Raw genomic sequence first — 23,177 nt, forward strand, 5'->3', positions numbered from 1 at the left:
TTCTTATCGATCAATAATAACGGTGAAGCGTGGTAACATGGCGCCAGTATTTTAAGGCACTCAATTACCACGATATGATTTTACCTGTCATTCTAGCTGGCGGCTCTGGTAGCCGCCTCTGGCCACTGTCTCGCGAGCTTTACCCTAAGCAGTTTCTCAACATCGCAGGTGAGCAATCGATGCTTCAGCAAACCCTTTTGCGTTTGCAAGGCCTTGAAGCGCACTTAAGTGATACCGAGTGTGCCGCTCCCTTCATTATCTGTAACGAAGAACACCGCTTTATTGCTGCGGAACAAGCTCGATCGGCTAACATCGAACACAGTGGTATTCTGTTAGAGCCTGTCGGTCGAAACACAGCGCCTGCCATCGCACTGGCAGCCTTACAGGCCTTAAGTCACTCGAACAACAACCAACAGAGCGAGTCAGATCCAATATTATTGGTAATGGCCGCTGATCATCACATCGCACGAACGACCGACTTTCAGCAAACGGTAGCGAGAGGTGTCCAATACGCGAAACAAGGCAAACTCGTCACATTTGGTATTACTCCGAACGCACCAGAAACGGGTTATGGTTATATCAAGCAAGGAGAGCCTCTCTCCCAAAGTGCTTACGCGATTGAGTGTTTCGTTGAAAAACCCGATCGAGCAACTGCAGAGCAGTACATTGATTCGGGACAGTACCTCTGGAACAGCGGTATGTTCATGTTTAGAGCATCACGCTACCTTGAAGAACTTGCTGAACATCGTCCAGAGATCTTAGCCGCCTGTAAACTCGCTCTCGCGACGCAAAACAACGACCTCGACTTTATACGTATTAACGCAGAAGCATTCAAAAGCAGCCCTAGCGACTCTATCGACTATGCCGTGATGGAAAAAACTTCACACGCTGCAGTAATTCCTATGGATGTCGGTTGGAACGACATTGGCTCGTGGTCTGCAATCTGGGATGTCAATGATAAGGATGAGTACAACAACGTGATTGAAGGCGATGTGTTGACTGTCGATTCTCAGCACAACTATATCCATGCTGAAAATAAACTGGTTGCGACTGTGGGTGTCGAAAACCTGATTATTGTTGAAACCAAAGACGCGATATTGGTTGCGAATAAAGACAAAGTTCAAGGCGTAAAATCGATTGTTAGTCAGCTAAACCAAGCCGGTCGCACAGAACATGTTCATCACCGTGAGGTGTTTAGACCTTGGGGTAAATACGATGTGATCGACCTAGGCAAACGCGACAAGGTTAAACGTATCACCGTAAAACCCGGTCACAAGCTATCACTACAGATGCATCACCATAGAGCAGAACACTGGGTTGTTGTAGCAGGTGTTGCGAAGGTGACCAATGATGAGAAAACCTATCTAGTTGAAGAGGATCAATCCACTTATATTCCGCTAGGACACGTACATAGCCTAGAAAACCCAGGTGATTCCCCATTGGAAATGATTGAAGTACAAACCGGCAGCCATTTGAGCGAAGACGACATCATCCGATATCAAGATAGCTATGGGCGAGACGTAAAATACAAACAATCTGACTCACCTCAAATCAACAAATCGAACTAGAGCAGCGACAAATCGATGAAATCAACATTAGACCTAAGCAGCTTTAAGAATAACGATATCCGCGGCATCATTGGTGAACAAATCAATGAACACCTCGCCTTTCTGCTTGGAAAGGCATTTGGCGAACATGTACTTTTTGCTTCAGCTGAAACCTCACTCGATAGCTTGGCTCAAGTAGTGATAGGTCGTGATAACCGCGAAACGTCCCTTTCACTGCAAAAAGCTATCACCAAAGGCTTAAACGAATCTGGAATAAGCGTAATAGATCTCGGCATGACCGGTACTGAAGAGATTTACTTTGCAACTCGCCACCTTCGTGCCATTGGGGGAGTCCAAATTACAGCTAGCCACAACCCAATCAATTACAACGGAATGAAATTAGTAGGTATTGACGCTAGCCCTATCAGCAAAGGCAACGGCTTAGATCAAATCAAACAACGCATAGAGGTTCTGGATCAAGAGTTGAACAGTGGCTTACCTATCAGTCGCGTACAACCCTCTTATTCTTGTAGAACGGCCAGTATTCTTGCTCCGTACGTCGAGCACCTACTCTCGTATATAACCCCTTCAAAGCTATCACCGATGAAGATTGTGGTTAACGCAGGAAACGGCGTTGCAGGGCATGTTATCGATGATTTAGAGAAGCGCTTCAACGAACTCAATGTCCCTATCACCTTCATCAAGGTTCATCACTCTCCAGACGGAAAATTCCCAAACGGTATTCCAAACCCCTTAATCAAAGAAAACCAGATTGCGACGCGAGATGCTGTGCTAGCTCATTCCGCCGACCTTGGTATCGCATGGGATGGAGATTTCGACCGTTGCTTTTTCTTTGATGAACAAGGCAATTACATTGAGGGTTACTATATCGTTGGTTTGCTCACCGAAGCATTCTTACTTAAAGAGTCTAACGCCACTGTGTTGCACGATATGCGTATGACATGGAATACGATTGAAGTTGCTAACAAGCTTGGTGGAAACGCTGTTGGCGTCAAAGCTGGGCATGCTCTGATTAAAGAAAAGATGCGAGAACTGAATGCGGTGTACGGTGGAGAAATGAGTGCGCACCACTACTTCCGTGATTTTGGGTATTGCGACTCAGGAATGATTCCTTGGTTATTGGTGGTTGAGTTGATTAGTAAGACTCAACAGTCTCTCCACCAACTCATCAGCTCAAGCACGAACAAATTCCCTTCTTCAGGCGAGAGCAATCGCGAGGTAGTAAACCCTGAGCAAGTTATGGGTCGAGTATTGTCACGCTACCGAGAAAGTGCTGTAGACATCGATCATACCGATGGAATCAGTATCAACATGGGCGAATGGCGTTTTAACTTGAGAAAGTCCAATACCGAACCATTAATACGCCTTAACGTAGAAACCAGACAAGATAGAACTTTGCTGTCACAAAAAGTGGAAGAGTTACTTCAGCTAATCAAATAGGCTTATCTTGTCATTGTCTAAATAAACAAAAGCCGCAAATAATTGCGGCTTTCTCATGTAAGCAAACGGTACTATTTGAGCTGTCTAGCAGTATAGCTTTCGCTCGTCACGCCAGAGCCTTTTCGCTTTTTCATGGTTACTTTTACTGAACGCTTGGCATCAGCAACATCATAACGAATCGCTTGACCCAAGAACTTGTCGTTGCGCTTGAGTTCTCTGGCTTCTAACTTAATCGTTTTGTTACCGCGGTTCACATCGCAGCGGTAATCCCAATCGTTATTGCCATCTTTCAAACTAAGTAGAATACGCTGATTGCTTTTTCCTGACGTCGCTTTAATACCACGAGGCTGCTTGTCAATCGCTAGAGCAAGGCCCGCTTTACACAGTTGCTCTGCGTCAAAGTCGGTTGCGGCTTGTACATTTGATATAGAAAACGTGTTTACTGCAATTAATACAACACTCGCCAATACTGTTTTCATTGATACGACTCTTCATTTTATGGAACGTCACACCATTTAACCATTCACTATACGATAAGTAAATGAATTTATAGTATGAAAAACCTTAAAATGACAAGTCCACAAAAAAGCCCTTACTAGCAACGACTAATAAGGGCTTCGAATTTTCATTAACTCAGTGGTTGATTGTAATGAGCAATCTACTTGTTGCGGCGAGCTTCAACAGCATCTGCCAATTGACGAAGTACGGTTTCAGTATCTTCCCAACCAATACAAGCATCAGTAATCGACTGACCGTATGTTGCAGCTTTGCCGTCAACTAAATCTTGGCGACCTTCAACTAGGTGAGATTCGATCATCACACCAAAAATAGCTTTATCACCACCAGAAATCTGAGCGCTTACGTCATCAGATACGTTCATTTGACGTTTAAACTGCTTAGAGCTGTTTGCGTGGCTGAAGTCGATCATCACCTTCTGTGGAAGGCCTGAAGCTGCTAGCTCTTCTTTGATCTTACCAACGTGCTCTGCGCTGTAGTTTGGCTCTTTACCACCGCGTAGGATGATATGACAATCAGGGTTACCCGCTGTCTCAACGATAGCTGAGTGGCCGTATTTGGTTACAGACAAGAAGTGGTGAGAAGCGCTAGCAGAACGAATTGCGTCTGTTGCGATCTTAATGTTGCCATCTGTACCATTCTTAAAGCCAACAGGACAAGACAGACCAGAAGCCAGTTCACGGTGAACTTGAGATTCAGTAGTACGTGCGCCGATTGCACCCCAGCTGATTAGGTCTGCAACGTATTGAGGTGTGATCATATCTAGGAATTCACTTGCTGTCGGCATGCCCATGTCTGTTAGATCAAGCAGTAGCTTACGTCCTAGACGAAGACCATCATTTAGCTTAAATGTGTCGTCCATGTACGGGTCATTGATCAGACCTTTCCAACCAACGGTTGTACGTGGCTTTTCAAAGTAAACGCGCATTACGATTTCAAGCTTATCGCCTAGTTCGTCGCGTAGCACTTTCAAACGCTTACCGTACTCAAGAGCAGCTTCAGTGTCATGAATAGAACATGGGCCAACAATAACGAGCAAGCGATCATCGCTTTCTTCTAAAATATTGTGAATCGCTTTACGGCTTTCAAAGGTTGTAGAAGAAGCAATTTCTGTCGCTGGAAACTTTTCTAAAACAGCAACAGGTGGTAATAACTCTTTTACTTTGTTAATTCTTACATCATCAGTCTGGAACATTGCTTACTTCTTCCTATTTTCTATCCTTGAGCTGAATGTACGTTATCTCACGTAACTTTCCATCAGCACATATCTTCTTGTTCCCTGTAACTTAACTAGTAAAAACTCTAGTTTCAATCACTAATTTAAAAAAAACGCAATTTTTTTTGTGTTTTATATTTAAAACACCCCGTATAACATTGTTTACACGATATCGATTGCGCAATTTAAGGTAGGATAAGATTCTATGTTGTGCGAATTGTTCTATGACCCTAATCCAACACTGAAGATGAAAACATCGAGTAGGGTGAGGCGTTACCGCCTCATCCCTCTCACAGAACCGTACGTACGGACCTCGTATACGGCTCATGCACACTTCCATTCAGCATATTGGCTGAACACATGCCCTGTCCTTATTGTTCCAAGATTTACCAACCCTTGGTCATTAAACCATTGATTTGGCATCGCATAGCTTGATAGGGGACTCGCTGCACTGACCCAACTTGTCATTGAGATATGTTGGAACGGCGGCTTATACCTAACTGTTTTAACCTTCGGTGTAACCGTTGAGGCTTCTTCCAAAGTTTCAACTGGATACTACGAAGTCTTCTTCGTAGCCACCCTGCTAACCTTGAGAACTCTCTGCTGCTATTGGTGATCCTGAAGTATTGACTGAACCCTCTTAACACTGGGTTTAAAGCTTTTATGACTTGCTCAAGTGGCTTACCGCACCCTCGCTTTGTCAGTCGCTTTAACTTACTTTTGAACCCTTTCAGTTTCTTAGTTTGAATGCGGGTAAATTGACTCCCGATTTCTACACCTAAGAACTTCACGCCATCACGGCTGTGCGCTATATGTGATTTCGTCTGATTCACTGTGAGTTTAAGCTCTCCTTCTAGGATCTTCGTCGCTTGTGCAAGGGCATTCTCTGCTCCTGCCTTGCTACGACAAAAGATGAGTATGTCATCCGCATAACGAACTGAGCCTATGGTCACGCTTTCGCATTTCCTGATCGAACGCATCAAGGTAGATATTGGCAATCAAAGGACTGATAACACCACCTTGTGGACTTCCTAGCTCTGTCTCCTGCCAACTACCGTCTATCATCACGCCACTTTTCAGAAACTGTTTTATCAGCTCTAACACGCTGCTATCTGTGACTCGCCTTCTGATGCTCTTGAGGATCAACTCATGGTCGAGTTTGTCAAAGCACTTCGACAAGTCCATATCTACGACGTGCTGTAATCCGTATCGGCGGATAAACATCGTGGATTTGTTGATTGCATCGTGACAACTTCGATTCGGTCTATACCCAAAACTTGATGGGTGAAATTGCTCTTCGAAGATGGGGGTGAGGATATCATTGAGTGCTTGTTGGACAACTCTGTCCCTAACGGTTGGGATCCCAAGCAATCGTACCCCTCCGTCTTCTTTGGGTATCTCTACTCGTTTGACTGGCTGAGGTTTGTATTGCTTGGTTTTGAGTTCAGAGAGGAGTTGATCGAGGTTATCACTCAGATTTTCGGCGTAGTCGCTCAGGCTCTGCTCATCTATTCCAGCCGCGCCTTTCGCTTTCTTTACCTTTTTAAACCCTTTATACAGCCTCTCTTTGTTGAGCAGATGACCATATAAACTGTAATAAACTCGCACTTTCTCTCCTTGGGTTGTGTGCTGTGTGGGGACAAGTGTTTCATGTCCAGTGTGGGTGTTATTTCTCTCTGCTATTCAGCCTTCTAGCTCAATGGCAATTTACTGAAGTGTGTCAGAGTTACTCCCTATACGGTTTCTTAGCTCAGTATCTTGCTTCCACAATCAACCAAACTAGGAATACCCCGATAGCGATTCGGTTTGGGTATCACTGAAAAAAACATCTGTTCATCACAGACTTAAAGTGTACTTCCTCCCTTCGCAGCACTGAGTGCTTTTGGCATTTCAGTGCTCCATCAGACTTGATGCTGATGGTCAGCTAAGTTTTCTCCTCCACACCATTACTGGGCTTCTCGGCTTAGCCTTACTCACTACTACGGATTCATCTGCCACCTCGCACCAACACAGCTCTTAGCTTTCGCTTCGAGTTTGTGCTTCCAGACTTTGGATGTGGTGTCAGGCTTCCCCAGTTACTGCACTGGCTCCCCTGTTAACAATGCCACCTCAAGCACAGCATAGGTCTGACTGAGTATAGGGCTTCGCGCTATTTCGGACGCTTACCCACCTATACTGCCGAAGCAGGTTTACTTGCGTTGTGTACTGTTAACTTCCTATCGCTTCCTTCAGACCCTGCCGTTAGCCAGCAACGCCCTTGCGATTCGGATTATCTTCCCCTCAGTCGGGGTGATTCAGGTTTCTTTCAACCTAACGGGTTTGCCAGCTTCGCTGGGCAAACAAAAAGGCTCACGTGATTAGCGTGAGCTTTAATTTAATTACATTCTTTTCAATGGCTTGACGACACTATCAAGCCCTTCGATTTTCAGAGCAAGGCACAGCTTTAATAGGTCACCCAGTTCACCAGACGGAAATCCTTTTTTATCGAACCACAGCAAATATTCTTCAGGTAAATCGATCAATGTACGACCAGCGTATTTGCCAAAAGGCATCTGCATTCTGGCAAGTTTGATGAGGTTCTCTTTTTCTAGCATTACAGGCTCTTTCTATGCGTCATCGATGTTCTGTAGAGTATCACCTAAACGCTCAACCCAATAGTTGATTGCGTCTTTGGCATCATCTAGGGAATCAATCATAGTCGAAAAGTCTTTGTTCCCAGCTTCACGGTCGATAGCTGCGAACAATGGCGTCCCCTCTTGAGCATCACTCACCAACAGCTCGACACTGGCGCTTCCTACATTGGTGTGCTCACCTGTTGCCACCTTAGAAATAGTGGACATCGCAAGGCCAAATGGCAGAACGCTACTCGTCACGGCTAAGATAGGGTTTGGTGTTTCAACGTTGCTCAAGGCGATACTTAGTCGCAACGTCTTACCCGTGGGTTCGTCGACAATTATTTTATGAGGCGATATTTTATCTTCCAAGCGTGCAACCATGTGATCAGTCAGCTCTTGAATCTCTTCCTGATCGAGCGAACCTTCTTCTGCAAGTACAAAGATTTGGTCAATCACCACAGAATCATAATCGTCTAACTTAGATTTCAAACGTTGTGCGTCACGCAGGCCGATTCTAGCCCAAACTAAGTCAACTCCACCGTCAGGGCCTGGCTGAAAATCCTCATAACTGGTGAATTTGGTTGCGGTTTTAATTGGACCGCCTGCACAACCAAACAAAAAAATGCTGGTTGCAACAAGCAAGAGAAGTTTTATAGATTTCATAGCGCACTTACATTAAAAAGAAGAATCTAACTAAGTATGCCATACCCTATGTGAAAAGATTGTAGAAAAAGGGGTTAAAACTCAGAGCTAGCTCTAAAATTAGTCATGCTGCACAGTGTGAGCATACTCTACAATCACCTGATTTCCTTCGATATAAGCGTTTTGAATCTCACCATCAACACTCATTCTACTTTTCAAATAAACCACTTTAGGTCCAGATTCATTACCTTCTTTCAGTGAAGGAAACACATTTCTAGGTTCTAAATGAAGTAAACGGCAAAAGTGACTGATGAAAGACATGGTCAATGGCGTCTCCCCTCTTAACACTCTTGAGAAATCAAGCTGGTTCATTCCTAGTTTTTTTGAAAACTCCATCTGCGTAATTCGCATTCGCGATTTTTGTGACATCCACGTTTGATACAACGCATCTCTGTCTTGTTCTGTGAATTCCATACCAACTTCTTTATATAATTCATACCAATCAATTGTCCGTTTTTTCATACACGACATGTCAGGATTCGGTTAGTGGAAACCAAAGGTTTGGTTTTGATATGAGTGCAATTGTTGTACAGAACAGAACACAAAAACCCAAAAGCATTCACAAAAACGATTAGAGCAAATACTTTCTTTATTTATTTATATCAATAATTTATACGTTGACTAACGAAACATATAGCAAGTTAATTTGTATTAATAATTAAAAGTTCGAGATTAGCATTCCACATTTCAATCTATTGATTCGCATTTATAAAACTGGTTGGCTACATTCCGGTTGCTTAAACGCACTTCTGGCAAACTGTTTGAAAGAATAGGACGCAAAGCCACCGGTCTGTCGACAAATATTCTGTCTATGATAGCGGGGCCGCCACTTAATAGGATTTAAGTGCACATGCATGCCGGAGTGTTCTCTTTTTTGTCGGCCAAATACAGTAAGGACAAATAATGAAATAACTCCCAAAAAAATCACTCATCGCGCTGTCGCTACTTAGCGTAAGCGGTGCAAGCTTCGGTCACGGTTATGTTTCAGCATACGATAATGGCGTTGCTGAGAGCCGTGTCGCCCTATGTAAGTTCCCTGCGAGTGACACACAACAGAAAAACACCGACTGTGGTGGTATCCAATACGAGCCACAAAGTGTGGAAGGCCCTGAAGGTTTCCCTGAAGTCGGCCCTGTCGATGGAAAAATCGCCAGTGCAGAATCTTCTTTAGCGGCAGCACTAGACGAACAAACCGCAGACCGCTGGGTTAAACGCCCTATCAAGTCTGGTTCTCAATATTTTGAGTGGACGTTCACTGCGAATCACAAGACTCGCGATTGGAAATACTACATTACTCAACCAGATTGGAATCCAAACCAGCCTTTGGCACGCAGCTCTTTTGATTTAACGCCATTCTGTGTTGTTGAAGGCAATATGGAACAGCCACCTATGCAAGTAAGCCACTTGTGTAATGTTCCAGAGCGCGAAGGTTATCAAGTGATCCTTGCTGTATGGGATGTAGGTGACACTGCTGCAGCTTTCTACAACGTTATCGATGTGAAATTTGATGGCGACGGCCCTATCATTCCGGATTGGGATCAAGGCGGTCAGATCAACCCAACTCAAGACCTGAACGTTGGTGATGCGGTATACACTCGTGTCTTCGACCAATCTGGTGAGAACGCTTCATACAGCACTGAGCTAGTGATTGAAAGCAACGAGCAAGGCAAAGTAAACAACTGGTCTTACGCACTTGCCTCTAAGATCAACCAAGAACAGACGCAAATCAAAGCAGGTCAATTAAACGGGCAAGGCGATTTCGCTCCTGTATACGGTTCGAACCCTATTTACTTAAAAGCAGGTTCAGGCTTTAACAGCGTAGAGATCGGTTACAAGATTAATACTCCAGAACCAGACCATGAGCTAGAAGTAACAGGCTTAGAGTCTGAATACATTATTGATGAAAACCAGCCAACACAGCTTGACCTTACTCTTGCAGCAACAGGCGATATTCAAGCTGAATTGACTGTGTACAACCATCATCGTGAAGCGCTTGCCTCTCAAAAATCTGAATTAGCAGACGGACAAGTGGAAGATGTTCAACTGACTTTGTCTAAATCTGAAGCTGGCCACCACATGCTTGTGGTTGTGACGAAAGATGACCAAAGTAACTTAGTGGATCAGAACACGCTTGATTTCCATCTGATGGATGAGCAAACACCGCCACCAGCAGGCGATTACGATTTCGTATTCCCTGAAAGCATTGAGTCTTACACAGCGGGAACTACAGTACTAAGCAGCGATGGTAACGTTTATCAGTGTAAAGTGTTCCCATACTCTGGTTACTGTGTTCAATGGGCTCCAACAGCAACTCAGTACGAACCAGGTGTAGGTTCACACTGGCAAGATGCTTGGAACAAAGTGGACTAATTGATCGCTAGAAACCTCCTCTTAATAGATGAGAGTTAGTAATCAATCAAACAAAAACGGATGCCTAGCGCATCCGTTTTCTTGTTCAATAACATCTGAAAAGTCAGTTATCAAAGTAGATAGTGGTCCGCCAACAGAGCTACGAACAAGAGCATAAGGTGATAGATAGAAAACTTAAACGTCTTCATCGCCATGTTGGGCTCATCACGATATTTAAGAATCCACGCGTGGTAGACAAACCCACCGTTTAGCACCAAAGACGCACTCAGGTATATCCAACTGCTCATGCCAACTAACACTGGCAGCACACATACGATGCTTAACAACAGTGTATAAAGCAAAATTGAAGTCTTGGTGTAGGCTATCCCATGAGTCACGGGCAACATCGGGATATCCACTTTGGCGTACTCGTCACGACGATGAATCGCAAGTGCCCAAAAGTGTGGAGGCGTCCAGATAAAGATGATCATCACCAGCAGCCATGCACTTGAATGTAGCTCATTAGTGACAGCCGTCCATCCCAATAACGGAGGCATTGCTCCAGCTATTCCAGCTATAACAATGTTCTGCGGCGTCGCTCGCTTCAAGTACATGGTATAGATAACCGCATAGCCCAATAAGCTCGCAAAGGTTAACCATGCTGTAAGCGGATTGACCAACATTACTAAGGTGACGAAGCCAAGCAAGCCAATGCCCGCGGCAAAACTGAACACTCGTACGCTGCTAAGCTCACCCGATGGTAAAGGCCGTCGGTTGGTTCGAGACATTTGCCCGTCGATCTTCTTGTCGATCAAATGATTAAATGCAGCGGCTGAACCTGCCATTAACCCTATCCCTATCATGCCGAACAACGCTTGCTGCAAAGGTAATCCGTTGGGCACGGCCAAACACATTCCGACTAATGCCGTTAGCAACATCAAAGCAACCACTTTAGGCTTGGTCAGTGTTAAATAAACCTTCCAAGCAGCTTTGTTTTTTGCAGCCATTTCATTACTTGAAACTGGGGCTTGAACCACCACTTCATGCTGTGTTGAAACTCTACTGACCATGATTACCTCCTTGTAATACACTGTTCTTCAACAAGTTTTCACTTGGTTTTCGCTGCCACACGACAAAATTGGTCACAACCATGCTGATAAGTAACATCGCCGCGATTAGGTTATGCAAAACCGCGACTGAGATTGGCAGGTGAAACCACACATTGCTGATTCCAAGGCTGATTTGAGTAACCAACACGATTGCGACAATCACGCTCAGCTTTTGATGCGCTGTTTGACCAAACTTCCACAACTGATACACGACCATTAGCACCGTCAACGTTGCCACAATAGCGCCAAACCTGTGCATGACATGTATTGTGAGCCTTGCGGGATACTCCAATACACCGAACTCATAGTTCTCATGGCCGCTCTGTGCAAAGTCGAAAGCGTTCTTAAAATCTAGATAGCTTGTCCAGTTCCCCTCACAAATTGGTAGCTGGGTGCACACCAACGCGGCATAGTTTGATGAGGTCCACGCGCCAAGCAATATCTGCCCCACCACAATCACCATACCCAACGAGGCCCAGAATTTAATCTGAGGCGCGTAAGAGGATTCGCCAAATCGGGTTTGGAAATTAGAGAGACGACAGTAGAGTAAACACAGTAGAGACAACAGAGTAAAACCACCCATCAAGTGCGCCATCACCACGACAGGCATCAGCTTGAGTGTCACAGTCCACATGCCTAATAAAGCCTGAAAAATCACAGTTGCCGAGATCAATAACGGCAGTCCAGCAGCGGTGATGTTCTTCTTAATACACCAAGCAACCACAACAAAGATAAGAAGCCCTAATGAACCCGCAAAGTAGCGATGTATCATCTCTATCCATGCTTTGTCTGCTTCAAGAGCGCGTTCAGGAAATTGGAGATTGGCTTGATTAACTGCTTGTGCATCAGAAGGAACGGTGATTTTCCCATAACACCCAGGCCAATCAGGGCAACCAAGACCAGCATCAGACAAACGAGTATAAGCACCTAACACAATCACGGTAAGCGTCAGTAAGATAGTCACTCGCATCACGAGCATGAGTAAATCAGGGGCTTTATTCTGCATCGTTTATCTCCCTATATTTATTCCCTGTCCCTAATAGAATTCAAGCGTTACGTTCAAACACGAATGCTCTATCAGCTAACCAACGCGCGACAATTTAAGAAGCTTTCTCAGGTCATGAATCATGCCTTTAGACTGCCCGACTAACTGCGACGGTTCTGAGACACTTTTGTATTCCATAACGAGTTGCCCAAGAGGGTCGATGATTACAATGGAAGCTGGCGCGAACTTGGTACTCAACTGATCTCCACCCGATAGAAACGACAGATCCGGTTTGTTAAATGCTCCTGGTAGCGCATCCCCTTCAGAGACAAAAACCACCGCTGTCACTCGTTCCTTATTTTTCCCTAACGCTAAATAGCTTTGATTCAAGTAATGTAGCTGTTGTTCACACAAGCTATCGCATTCTGTTGGCGCAATGTAACCCACCAGCCATCCTTCTCCTTCCACCGGAGCCGTCAATCCAAAATCCTGTAACGTCACTCTTGGCTCAACCAACTCCCCCGTGTTTGTCACACCAGATGTGTACCAATTTTGCTCCAACACGGTTTTAGCGATAATGGCAGGTAAGGCGAAGATCAGAATCAATCCGATTAATACAAGGCGACCACGTGAGCGACTCTGTTTAAACGCAGCCAAGTTCGCATCGGTACTTTCCTTGTTCATTTGTACTTGAGGCTTATCCATTTTAATTCCCTGTATTAAGCGCTGCCGTTCGCTATCTGTATTTATGTCATTCCGAGCATTTACTTCTTATTAATGTGGTTATGTTTCTTTAAGTGTCGGTAGCCAATCAATAACATCAGCGAGAGCAGTACCGCAGCCATCACGAACCATTGAAATGAGTAACCAAAGTGCTTCTCAGACTTCATCGCCGTAGGGCGCCATAACATCTCATAGGGCCAAGAATTTAAACTCTGAGGTTGAAAGATAAATGGCAACACCTCTTGGCCTGTGTATTGTGATAACGCCTCTATATTGATGTTTTGAATTCTTGTCGGTGTTGTCTTTTCTAACCCAAGCTCCTGACTTAACGGATTAACTGAACGTGTGTACAAACGCCCAGACATGTTGGTTGGTAGCGTGACGTTTCCTATTTTTGGAAGAGCTCTTCTATCATTACTTGCTGCAACGAACCCAAGATCGATCAACAGTTGTTTTCTTCCATCTTGTGTTAGAACCTCACCGAGCATGTAAATCACATATCCAACCGTTCCTTGGTTGATTTGATTGTCCAACAAGAACACCAAACCACTTGTTTTTACTAATTGAACGTCAGCTTTTAAACCATTTAAGGTTGAAGGATTCAATGACTGCTGAGTTCGAACGCTTTCTTCTCGCCATTCTGAAATCACGATATCTAGAGGCCTAGAGGACTGCGTTGCTCTCTGCGATAACTGGTGCTCGTAGCGTAATTTCTCGTTACCTCTGTCTAATTGCCATAAACCCAACTTGATTAAAATGCCGACTGAAACCAAAGTTAAAACAACCGCAACCCAAAAACCTTTACTGCGGAACTTTCGTTCATCATGATTCAAACCGTTTGGAGTTATCACTATGGCGTCATCCACCTTTATCTTGTTATTCAAAGTTGTATTGGTTGCTCTACTGTTTTTCATCGCCTTCAACTTAATGAAAGGCCTCATCCAAATCGCTTCTGGCAAACACAATGGCAAAAGGTTGAGTCACTTCTTAGGACGTCGAGTCATGTGGTCAGCCGTTGTCGTGTTAATGTTGTTACTGGCTTTAGGAACAGGAGTGATAACGCCAAACCCTCGACCTTATTAAGCCCTATAAGCCCAACAGCTAAAGCGGTCTATGTCGTTAGAGGACATAGACGAACACAAATAACCCTAACCAAACCACATCAACAAAGTGCCAGTACCAACTGCCAGCTTGGAACGCAAAGTGGTCTTTGGGCGTAAAGTGGTCTTTCGCAACCCTTGCCAGTAACACAATCAAAAAGATCGTCCCCAAGCAAACATGCAAGCCATGGAAACCCGTCAACAAGAAGAAGGTGTTGCCATAGATACCCGATTGAAGGGTCAGCCCCATATCTTGATAAGCATGAACATACTCTTCGACTTGGAAAAATAGGAAGAAGCCCGCCAGAACAATCGTAATTTCTAACCAAACGATTAACGCCATGCGCTTGTTTTGTTCAAGACTCAGGTGCGCCATGTGCAGCGTTACGGATGAAAGCAGTAGGATAATGGTGTTCTTGAGTGGAATACCTTGCCAAGGCATCGCTTGTGTCGTCACACCATCCGGTGTCGTGGTCAGCGGCCACATCGATTGAAACATCGGCCACAGCACTTCATGGGTCATTTCATTGTTGCCCGCCCCACCAATCCAAGGGACTGAAATCATTCGAGCGTAGAAAAGCGCGCCAAAGAAGGCGCCGAAGAACATGATCTCAGAGAAGATGAACCAGCTCATTCCTTGTCTAAAGGAGCGAGATATTTGCTCGGAATAAACACCACTCAATGACTCTGTAATCACGTAGCTAAACCAACCCGCAAGCATATACAGAAGAACAGCAAAACCAACTAACAACACCGCTTTACCGAACACTCCACCTGCGGCATCCGTTCCCATGTTTTGCACGGTTAAGCCTGCTCCGACCGCAACAAGAAACAGAGCAACGGCACCGACTAGCGGCCAATGGCTTTGATGTGGAACGAAATACACTTCCTTTTTAGAACTCATCGCTCAACTCCTTTTGTTGATTCTGGTTCTGTAATTTATTAATTACTCGCGAGTACGTTTGGCTCAGGTTCGTTTACTCCCCCAACCACCTCACTCGTGATATTGAATAACGTATAAGATAGCGTCAGCGTGTTTATCGACTCTGGAATGTCTGGCTCTATATAAAATATCAAACCCATTTCCGCACTCTTGAAGCCATCAAGAGGTTGCTGATTGAAGCAAAAGCACTCCATCTTGTTGAAATAAGTCGCTCCCATTCCCGGAGACACCGATGGCACAGCTTGACCAATCAATGAACTCGCAGATAAGTTCTTCGCGATATAATTGGTTTGCACCACCTCGCCAGGATGAACTTCCAATACACGTACTTCAGGCGAAAACGTCCATGGCATATCAGGCTTAATATGAGACATGAACTCCACCCGAATCGTCCGAGAGTAATCAGGTTGCATCCCCTGAGGTTGAACCGCAGAAACCGTATTGGTTTTACCGTTGATTCCCAAAGCCTCGCACATCACATCGTAGAGCGGCACCAAAGCGAAACCGAAGCCAAACATCGCCACCACACTCAATACCAAGTAGCCCGTCAGCTTTTTAGTTGAACGCTTCTTGGCTAACCGCTTGGATTGTTTTTCATCGTGATTTGAATCACTTTGCTTATCACTCATAGCTCATCTCTCTAATCAATTTTAGGTGGATGAGTAAAGGTATGATGAGGAGCTGGACTTGGTACCGTCCACTCTAGCCCTTCAGCACGTTCCCATGGCTTGCTTGATGCAGGCTCGCCGCCTTTCACGCACTTGATGACCAGCCACAAGAAGATAAGTTGCGATAAACCAAAGGCAAAACCACCTATCGACACCACTTGGTTAACGTCAGCGAACTGAATAGCGTAGTCTGGAATACGACGTGGCATCCCGGCTAAACCTAGGAAGTGCATCGGGAAGAAAAGCACATTGACTGATATGACAGATGTCCAGAAATGCCACAGACTGAGCTTGTGGTCGTACATATGCCCGGTCCACTTAGGCAGCCAGTAATAGGCGGCAGCCATTATCGAGAACACCGCACCAGTCACCAGAACATAGTGGAAGTGAGCCACCACGAAATAAGTGTCATGATATTGGAAGTCAGCAGGAACGATGGCGAGCATCAATCCAGACAAGCCGCCTATCGTAAACAGCACAATAAAGGCGATGGTGAAAAGCATTGGTGTTTCGAAGGTCAATGCCCCTCGCCACATAGTCGCGACCCAGTTAAAGACTTTCACCCCCGTCGGCACCGCAATTAACATAGTGCAATACATGAAGAACAACTCAGCAAAGACCGGCATCCCAGTAGTGAACATGTGGTGTGCCCAAACTAGGAAGGACAAGATGGCGATACTACAGGTCGCGTACACCATCGAATGGTAACCAAACAAGCGCTTTCCACTAAAGGCTGGGATTATGGCAGAGACAATACCAAACGACGGTAGAATCATGATGTACACTTCGGGGTGTCCAAAGAACCAGAATATGTGCTGAAACATAACTGGATCACCACCACCAGCCGCATCGAAAAAGCTTGTCCCGAAGTATTTATCGGTCAATACCATGGTCACCGCTCCGGCGAGAACCGGCATCACGGCTATCAGCAAGAAAGCGGTGATTAACCATGTCCATACGAACATAGGTAGTTTGAACCAAGTCATACCTGGCGCTCTCATATTAACGATGGTCACGATGACGTTGATCGCCCCCATGATCGAACTGATCCCCATAATATGGACAGAGAACACAAACAGCGCCGTGCTGTCAGGGCCGTAAGTCGTTGAGAGCGGTGCGTAGAATGTCCAACCAAAACTCGGACCGCCACCCTCAGTGAACAAAGATCCAATCAAGATTAAGAAAGCAAAAGGCAGAATCCAGAAACTGAGGTTGTTCATTCTAGGCAGCGCCATATCGGGCGCGCCGATCATCATAGGGATCATCCAGTTAGCAAGCCCCGTAAATGCAGGCATTACCGCACCAAACACCATGATCAAGCCGTGCACTGTGGCCATTTGGTTAAAGAAGTCTGGTTCAACAAGCTGCAAACCCGGTTGGAACAACTCGGCGCGGATCACCATTGCCATGGCACCACCCGTTAAGAACATTGCAAAACTGAACCACAGGTATAAAGTGCCGATGTCTTTATGATTGGTTGAATAGAGCCAACGCGCCCACCCTTTTGGAGCGGCGTGAGAGTCGTGATCATCCAGAGGCAAATCATTGCTGTCCAATGTGCCTTCCACAGAATGGCTTAAGGCCTGATCTTCTGCAGGCGCCGATTTCACCGGCTTATTAATTGGTGAACTCATAGCTGCTCCTTAGCATCACTTTGTGCTTCATCCGTTGAGCCCTGTTCGTCAGGTGCTTGGGCTCTGCCTTCTTGTTTAACCTTGTAAGCGTTAATGTCTGAAGCCTGAACAATATCGCCCGTATCATTACCCCAAGCATTTCTTTGGTAAGTAACGACCGCTGCGATCTCTTTCTCGGTTAACTGATTATCGAAGGCTTGCATTGCCGTGCCTCCACGACCATAAACAATGGTATCGATATGCACATCGACATCCCCAAGAGCTACCGGGCTACCTTTAATCGCTGGAAATGCCCCTGGAATGCCTTCACCGTTCGCTTGGTGACAAACCGCGCATCGAGTTTTGTAAACCTCTGCACCTATCGTATTCAACTCATCTAAAGAAAGTGACGCGTCTAATGCATCTTGAGCTGCTTGTTGTGCGGCAATCGTTAACTCTTTCTGTTCTGCTAACCACGCATCAAACTCATCTTCTTCCATGGCATGTACTACGATCGGCATAAAGCCATGAGCTCGACCACACAGCTCAGCACACTGACCACGATACACACCTGGCTCATCGATTTTTGTCCACGCTTCGTTAATGAACCCCGGAATGGTATCTTTTTTAACGGCAAAGGCCGGGACCCACCAAGAGTGAATCACATCGTCAGAGGTCATCAAGAAGCGAACTTTTCTATCAATAGGAAGGACTAAGGGTTTATCAACCTCTAGCAGGTAATGCGCCCCTTTCACTTCAATGCCTTCAATTTCTTTATCACTGGTCGCCAGCAAACTGAAAAACTCAACATCTTCGCCAAAATAGCTGTAATGCCATTTCCATTGTGAGCCAGTAATTTTAACGGTGAGTTCGGACTGAGAAGTGTCTTCCATCGCTATCAAGGTTTTGGTCGCGGGTATCGACATTGCGATGAGGATAATAATAGGAATGATGGTCCAGAGGATTTCAACTTTGGTGCTTTCGTGAAAATGAGCGGCTACCGCGCCCTTCGACTTTCTGTGCCTCAGAATCGAATAAAACATCACACCAAAAACGACGAAGGCGATTGCACAGCAGATGTAAAAGATAAGCATATGAAGTTCATAAACCTCACCGCTGATCTCAGTTACACCTCTTGTCATGTTATATTCACTACTTGCATGCACTAAAGGCGACACTAAAACCACAACAAAACTCTTCAAAAGCCACGCTAGCCTAACCAGTAATCTTTTCAAAAGATCTCTCCTTATCCTTCCTAATAGGATACTTGCGACCTAAATGTCGTTACGAGCCATATTTCGTTATGAGCTAAGTTTCATTACAAGCTATATGTCATTATGAGCCGGACAACATTCATTGTTATCCCGACTACACATGAAAAGGCTGAATCTCAATCTACAACTCACATGGAGATAGCTTTAAAGCACTATCAACCTCATATCTTCCTATGAGCCAATACGGCTCAAAAGCGTTGGGGGTTTCCGTGAAAGATTCAAAAACGGCGAATCTGTTAAATTTTGTTATATTTATGTAAAAGGCTAGTTAGTGATATCCAATTGTTCAAGGTAAGTTTACTTACTAAACAGTCAATTATTTGAAGTGACTAAGCTACATGCCCTCTTGCCGTTGGAATTTATTTTATATCGAGTTTTACGATTGCTTTCATAGAAATGATAATCAATATCACTTAAGTTAAATCAACAGTAAGTCATACAGACATTAAAAGGTTTAGTGATTATGCAAGATGCAATGAATTGGTTAGCGAGAGACCCAGACCCGAGAACTCGTGAAGAGCTTCAACACCTCATCGATGAAGGAATGCTCGACGAATTAGAAGACCGTTTTACGCAGCGATTAGAGTTCGGGACAGCAGGTCTTCGTGGCAAAGTTGGATGTGGTCCAAACAGAATGAATCGCTTAGTGATACAAGAAACCTCGACAGGGCTTGGTCACTATTTGATAGAGCACGTTGCAAATGCCAAGATTCGTGGTGTTGTTGTGGGCTATGACGGCCGCTTAGATTCAAAGCAATTCGCTATTGATACCGCTTCTGTACTCACGGCTTTGGGTATTAAGGTTTACTTAACCTCGAATGTCGCTGCAACCCCTATCGTTGCTTTCGGCATTGAACATTTTAACGCAGCCGCAGCCGTTGTGGTCACAGCTAGCCATAATCCGCCAGAATACAATGGCTTCAAAGTGTACTGGGAGAATGGTGCTCAAATCATTCCACCGCATGATGCTGCCATTGCCTCTGAAATCGATATCGCATCGACCAAGCCGATTCCTTTACTGAGCTTGAGTGACGCGGAGGCACAAGGCAAGTTAGTGTGGTTGACTGAGGGCTATTACCAAACGTATCGCGCTGCGATAAATCAGAGTCCATATGTGAGTAAAGACATTGAATCAGCGAACACTACCATCACCTACACCGCCATGCATGGTGTAGGCGCACAAATGGCTGAAGATCTGCTCCATGACTCCGGTTTCCATAAGGTATTCAGCGTTGCAGAACAACGAGAACCCGATGGTAACTTCCCAACCGTCAACTTCCCTAACCCGGAAGAGAAAGGGGCAATGGACCTTGTGGTCAACCTAGCAAAAAATGTCGATGCAGACATAGCTTGTGCCAACGATCCAGATGCAGACCGATTCGCCGTTGCGGTTAGAACTGAAGACGACTCGTACAAAATGCTCACGGGTGACCAAGTAGGTGTGTTGTTCGCGCATTACTTGTTGTCAAAGCCACACACTAAAAATCAGTTGGTTGGTAATAGTATCGTCTCATCAACGCTGCTTGAAAAAGTGGCGAATGCCCATGGTGCTACCTATTTCCAAACACTGACAGGCTTTAAATGGTTGGCCAACATCGGCATGCAATTAGAAGACGAAAACAGTGAGTTCTTATTCGCCTATGAAGAAGCGCTAGGCTATACGATTGGTACTCAGGTTCGAGATAAGGACGGGCTGTCTGCTATCGTTGTTTTCGCTCAACTGGTTGAAGAGCTGAAATCTCAAGGTCGAACGGTCTGGGATCTTCTTGCTCAGATATCATTGGAGCATGGTGTTCATACCAACGCACAACGCAGTATCGCGCTTGACCCAGATTCACCGTCGATTGGCTCTAAGCTTAGGTCAGCACAACCCAAAGCAATCAATGGTGTCGCTATATCAGTGATTGAAGATCTGCAATCATCGTTACGTTTTGTTATTGGCGGGAATACTGAAGCGATTAACCTGCCCGCGAGTGATGTGCTCATCTATCACCTCGAAGATGGTTCGCGCATTATCGTCCGTCCTTCAGGAACCGAGCCTAAAGTTAAGGTTTACTATGAGACGGTGACAAAATTCGAAGGAACAGAAACCTACGAAGACACTCGTCTACGTGGCGAAGAGTATATGGACAAACTCATAGAACAACACCAGCAAGAACTGAATTCTTAACTATTGGTTTGTTCAACATATAACGGCTAAAGTAAATTACCACCTTCTAAAGAAGGTGGCTTTATGTGAGCCCCCTAAAAGGGGGCTTTTGTTTAGTCCAACGCCAATTGCTGCTGCTCCACGCGCTCTTTTTTCTCTTGATGTCTTACATAGCGTCGAATGATTTCTTCATTAACCCCTACGCTATCGACAAAATAGCCCTTTACCAAAAGTGGTTACCCCAGAGTTTGTTTCTCCTTAAATATGGAAATTTACTAAAGAGTTTTAAAGCTATTTTGCCTTTCAATACGCCCATCAACTTGGATATCGATAACTTAGGCGGAACTTTTACTACCAAGTGCACGTGGTCAACTTGAACGTTTAATTCAACGACTTCACATCCAAGTTGATTACAGTAAACGTTTATACATCGATAAACTTCTTTACCTACATTGTTTTTCAAAATCCTAAATCGATACTTTGGTGTCCACACTATGTGATATTGACATCTCCAAAATACGTGGGAAGCTTGATTATATCTGCTCATGTTATTTGTCCTCTTTGACTTCGCTAAAAATCAAGGGAGCATTTAACATGGGTAGAACTACAGGCAAAGCCAAACTGAATGATAACCACCTACTGAAGTAGGTGGTTTAGGGCTGAAAACAAAAAATGGACGCTCTAAGCGTCCATTCTTCTCTCGGCGGCAAACCGCGATAATATGTTTTATTCGGAGCTTTTACGAAGTAAAGAAAGAAGACAACATCCAAATCGCCAACACGATGAACACACCGCCCATCACTTTCTGCTGATAAGTACGGAACTTAGCATTTTCTACCAGAGATTTACCAATCGTACCCACCAGTGCTACCAGCAGGAAATTGAACGTTAAACCTAAGACATTCAGCAGTAAACCAAGCACTAACATCTGCTCACCCGAAGTCGCTTCAATATTCGTCGACACGAACTGAGGCAAAAACATCACAAAGAATACCAAGGCTTTAGGGTTAAGCAGGTTGCTGATCAGCGCTCGTTGATAATAGGCTTTTGCAGCAAAATTATCGTTTAACTCCGGCGCATTCCCCTGCTCTGTTCGCAGGCAATCCCAACCCATTTTCAACAAGTACGCGCCGCCTAACAAATGGAGAGCTTTAAGCGCTATTGGGCTCATTGCGATCAAAGCTGATACACCCATAGCCGCTAATACTGTCAGAATGATCCCAGAAGTCGCGTTGCCTAGGCTTGCAAATACGCCGACCTTACGGCCATAGCTCATGCTTGAACTCGCAATCAGTAACATATCAGGGCCAGGCAAAAGGAGAAGTGCAACAACGGCAGTCAGGTAGACAGGTAAAATGGTTAAGTCGATCATGGGTTTCAGTATTGATAAAAACGGAGGCGGATTTTATATCAATTACCAACACCCTTCCAGATGCAATCAGTTGTTCGACGTTTATTTACTCGAATTAAAAACCAATATCAAACAACAAAGCCAATTTATTAACTTAATAGAAAAGACTAACTAACTTGCTACCCACTCGATCTCAATCAATGTCGTATCACCACACTTTAGGCGGCCAAGGAATATATCACCTCTGTGTACAGCACCAACACCTTTTGGAGTACCCGTCATCACAACATCGCCATCGAGCAAGGTGGTATAAGAAGACAGCTCTTCTAGGATAGTTTGTGGAGAGTAAAGCATCTGCTCAACATGTCCTTTCTGGACGCGGACGCAATTAATAAACAGTTCTAAATTCAAGTCCATTAGATCTAAGTTATCAGTTGGAACGAAGCGACTAAAAACGGCTGAACCGTCAAACGCTTTAGCGCGTTCCCAAGGTAAGCCTTTCGCTTTTAAGCTACTTTGCAACTCACGTTTGGTGAGGTCTAACCCTAAGCCCACGGCTGAGTATTGACCATTTTCAACGATAAAGCAGATTTCAGCTTCGTAATGTAGTGCTTCTTGATGGAATGAAGAAAGAGAGGAAGTCACGCTGGTACTTGGTTTATTGAACACCACCATCGAGTCCGGGATCGCGTTGTTAAGTTCTTCAATGTGATCAACATAGTTACGCCCAACACACAACACTTTGGTTGGTGTCGCGGTTCGTTTCGAATTCATCAATTGTTCCTGATCAACAACGCTGCTCATAGTTTGTCCCTGAACTATTTTTGGAACGCAGAGTTTACCGCATCACAAAATG

General features: G+C 44.9%; 20 protein-coding genes, 2 pseudogenes and 1 riboswitch. Of the genes and pseudogenes, 5 read left to right on the forward strand and 17 right to left on the reverse strand.

The genetic code is table 11. The annotated features are described in order from the left end of the window. Positions 1 to 74 precede the first annotated feature (74 nt). Both ITG10_RS24670 and ITG10_RS24675 read left to right on the forward strand, forming a co-directional pair. A complete protein-coding gene (locus tag ITG10_RS24670) occupies positions 75 to 1,568 on the forward strand; it encodes a mannose-1-phosphate guanylyltransferase/mannose-6-phosphate isomerase (RefSeq protein ID WP_017629935.1) in 1,494 nt (497 codons plus the stop codon). 15 nt (positions 1,569 to 1,583) lie between these two features. Further along, on the forward strand, positions 1,584 to 3,008 hold the full coding sequence (locus ITG10_RS24675) for a phosphomannomutase (protein ID WP_017629934.1): 1,425 nt from the start codon (positions 1,584 to 1,586) through the stop codon (positions 3,006 to 3,008). Between the two features lie 71 nt (positions 3,009 to 3,079). Here the strand turns inward: ITG10_RS24675 and ITG10_RS24680 are convergent, their stop codons facing one another. From ITG10_RS24680 to ITG10_RS24710, 6 genes and pseudogenes are all read right to left on the reverse strand, one after another. Beyond that, on the reverse strand, positions 3,080 to 3,487 hold the full coding sequence (locus tag ITG10_RS24680) for a hypothetical protein (protein WP_017629933.1): 408 nt from the start codon (positions 3,485 to 3,487) through the stop codon (positions 3,080 to 3,082). Positions 3,488 to 3,666: 179 nt separating this feature from the next. Continuing rightward, a complete protein-coding gene (gene aroG / locus ITG10_RS24685; RefSeq protein WP_017629932.1) occupies positions 3,667 to 4,719 on the reverse strand; it encodes a 3-deoxy-7-phosphoheptulonate synthase AroG in 1,053 nt (350 codons plus the stop codon). A gap of 345 nt (positions 4,720 to 5,064) precedes the next feature. Then, a pseudogene (gene ltrA, locus ITG10_RS26525) lies at positions 5,065 to 6,348 on the reverse strand (group II intron reverse transcriptase/maturase). A 770-nt stretch (positions 6,349 to 7,118) separates the two neighbouring features. Then, entirely contained in the window at positions 7,119 to 7,334 is a 216-nt protein-coding gene (locus ITG10_RS24700) for a DUF3820 family protein (protein WP_004730103.1), read from the reverse strand. Between the two features lie 12 nt (positions 7,335 to 7,346). Then, complete coding sequence (locus tag ITG10_RS24705; RefSeq protein ID WP_017630159.1) at positions 7,347 to 8,018, reverse strand: DUF3313 domain-containing protein; 672 nt, start codon at positions 8,016 to 8,018, stop codon at positions 7,347 to 7,349. A 99-nt stretch (positions 8,019 to 8,117) separates the two neighbouring features. Beyond that, complete coding sequence (locus ITG10_RS24710) at positions 8,118 to 8,471, reverse strand: hypothetical protein (protein WP_017630160.1); 354 nt, start codon at positions 8,469 to 8,471, stop codon at positions 8,118 to 8,120. Between the two features lie 327 nt (positions 8,472 to 8,798). Continuing rightward, positions 8,799 to 8,888, forward strand: a riboswitch (cyclic di-GMP riboswitch). 99 nt (positions 8,889 to 8,987) lie between these two features. Between ITG10_RS24710 and gbpA the strand changes: the two genes are divergently transcribed. Further along, the gene (gbpA, locus tag ITG10_RS24715) at positions 8,988 to 10,427 is read left to right on the forward strand and encodes an N-acetylglucosamine-binding protein GbpA (RefSeq protein WP_248387166.1); all 1,440 of its coding nucleotides are present in this window, start codon (positions 8,988 to 8,990) and stop codon (positions 10,425 to 10,427) included. 110 nt (positions 10,428 to 10,537) lie between these two features. On the opposite strand, the gene cyoE is transcribed toward gbpA, so the two are convergent. The 4 genes from cyoE to ITG10_RS24735 all read right to left on the reverse strand — a co-directional run bounded on the left by cyoE (position 10,538) and on the right by ITG10_RS24735 (position 14,164). Beyond that, on the reverse strand, positions 10,538 to 11,476 hold the full coding sequence (gene cyoE, locus ITG10_RS24720; protein WP_248386988.1) for a heme o synthase: 939 nt from the start codon (positions 11,474 to 11,476) through the stop codon (positions 10,538 to 10,540). Beyond that, a complete protein-coding gene (locus tag ITG10_RS24725) occupies positions 11,466 to 12,521 on the reverse strand; it encodes a COX15/CtaA family protein (protein ID WP_017630004.1) in 1,056 nt (351 codons plus the stop codon). Before ITG10_RS24725 ends, cyoE begins: the two co-directional genes overlap by 11 nt. A 75-nt stretch (positions 12,522 to 12,596) precedes the next feature. Next, positions 12,597 to 13,205: a hypothetical protein gene (locus tag ITG10_RS24730; RefSeq protein ID WP_017630005.1), complete on the reverse strand. Its 609-nt coding sequence runs from the start codon at positions 13,203 to 13,205 to the stop codon at positions 12,597 to 12,599. Between the two features lie 59 nt (positions 13,206 to 13,264). Beyond that, positions 13,265 to 14,164 carry an SURF1 family protein gene (locus ITG10_RS24735; RefSeq protein ID WP_128644342.1) on the reverse strand — a complete coding sequence of 300 codons (900 nt, stop codon included), beginning with the start codon at positions 14,162 to 14,164 and terminating at the stop codon, positions 13,265 to 13,267. Here ITG10_RS24735 and ITG10_RS24740 point away from each other — a divergent pair. Then, a complete protein-coding gene (locus ITG10_RS24740) occupies positions 14,076 to 14,306 on the forward strand; it encodes a DUF2909 family protein (RefSeq protein WP_017630007.1) in 231 nt (76 codons plus the stop codon). The genes ITG10_RS24735 and ITG10_RS24740 overlap by 89 nt on opposite strands. A 36-nt stretch (positions 14,307 to 14,342) precedes the next feature. Here ITG10_RS24740 and ITG10_RS24745 read toward each other — a convergent pair whose 3' ends face one another. The 4 genes from ITG10_RS24745 to coxB are packed head-to-tail and all read right to left on the reverse strand — an operon-like array spanning position 14,343 to position 18,782. Further along, positions 14,343 to 15,227: a cytochrome c oxidase subunit 3 gene (locus ITG10_RS24745; RefSeq protein WP_017630008.1), complete on the reverse strand. Its 885-nt coding sequence runs from the start codon at positions 15,225 to 15,227 to the stop codon at positions 14,343 to 14,345. A 38-nt stretch (positions 15,228 to 15,265) separates the two neighbouring features. After that, positions 15,266 to 15,895 carry a cytochrome c oxidase assembly protein gene (locus ITG10_RS24750; protein ID WP_017630009.1) on the reverse strand — a complete coding sequence of 210 codons (630 nt, stop codon included), beginning with the start codon at positions 15,893 to 15,895 and terminating at the stop codon, positions 15,266 to 15,268. 11 nt (positions 15,896 to 15,906) lie between these two features. Continuing rightward, on the reverse strand, positions 15,907 to 17,568 hold the full coding sequence (gene ctaD / locus ITG10_RS24755; protein WP_017630010.1) for a cytochrome c oxidase subunit I: 1,662 nt from the start codon (positions 17,566 to 17,568) through the stop codon (positions 15,907 to 15,909). After that, entirely contained in the window at positions 17,565 to 18,782 is a 1,218-nt protein-coding gene (gene coxB / locus ITG10_RS24760; protein ID WP_017630011.1) for a cytochrome c oxidase subunit II, read from the reverse strand. The genes ctaD and coxB overlap by 4 nt, the downstream gene beginning before the upstream one ends. Positions 18,783 to 19,284: 502 nt before the next feature. On the opposite strand from coxB, the gene ITG10_RS24765 reads away from it, so the two are divergent. Continuing rightward, positions 19,285 to 20,991 (forward strand): phospho-sugar mutase, encoded by a 1,707-nt coding sequence (locus tag ITG10_RS24765; RefSeq protein ID WP_017630012.1) that lies wholly within the window; start codon positions 19,285 to 19,287, stop codon positions 20,989 to 20,991. Positions 20,992 to 21,083: 92 nt separating this feature from the next. On the opposite strand, the pseudogene tnpA reads toward ITG10_RS24765, so the two are convergent. The 3 genes and pseudogenes from tnpA to ITG10_RS24780 all read right to left on the reverse strand — a co-directional run bounded on the left by tnpA (position 21,084) and on the right by ITG10_RS24780 (position 23,125). Further along, a pseudogene (gene tnpA / locus ITG10_RS24770) lies at positions 21,084 to 21,517 on the reverse strand (IS200/IS605 family transposase). Positions 21,518 to 21,709: 192 nt separating this feature from the next. After that, entirely contained in the window at positions 21,710 to 22,342 is a 633-nt protein-coding gene (locus ITG10_RS24775) for a LysE family translocator (protein WP_017061759.1), read from the reverse strand. Positions 22,343 to 22,492: 150 nt separating this feature from the next. Next, complete coding sequence (locus ITG10_RS24780) at positions 22,493 to 23,125, reverse strand: fumarylacetoacetate hydrolase family protein (RefSeq protein WP_017630253.1); 633 nt, start codon at positions 23,123 to 23,125, stop codon at positions 22,493 to 22,495. Positions 23,126 to 23,177: the final 52 nt, after the last annotated feature.

It is taken from the genome of Vibrio sp. ED004, assembly GCF_023206395.1.
GTDB lineage: Bacteria > Pseudomonadota > Gammaproteobacteria > Enterobacterales > Vibrionaceae > Vibrio.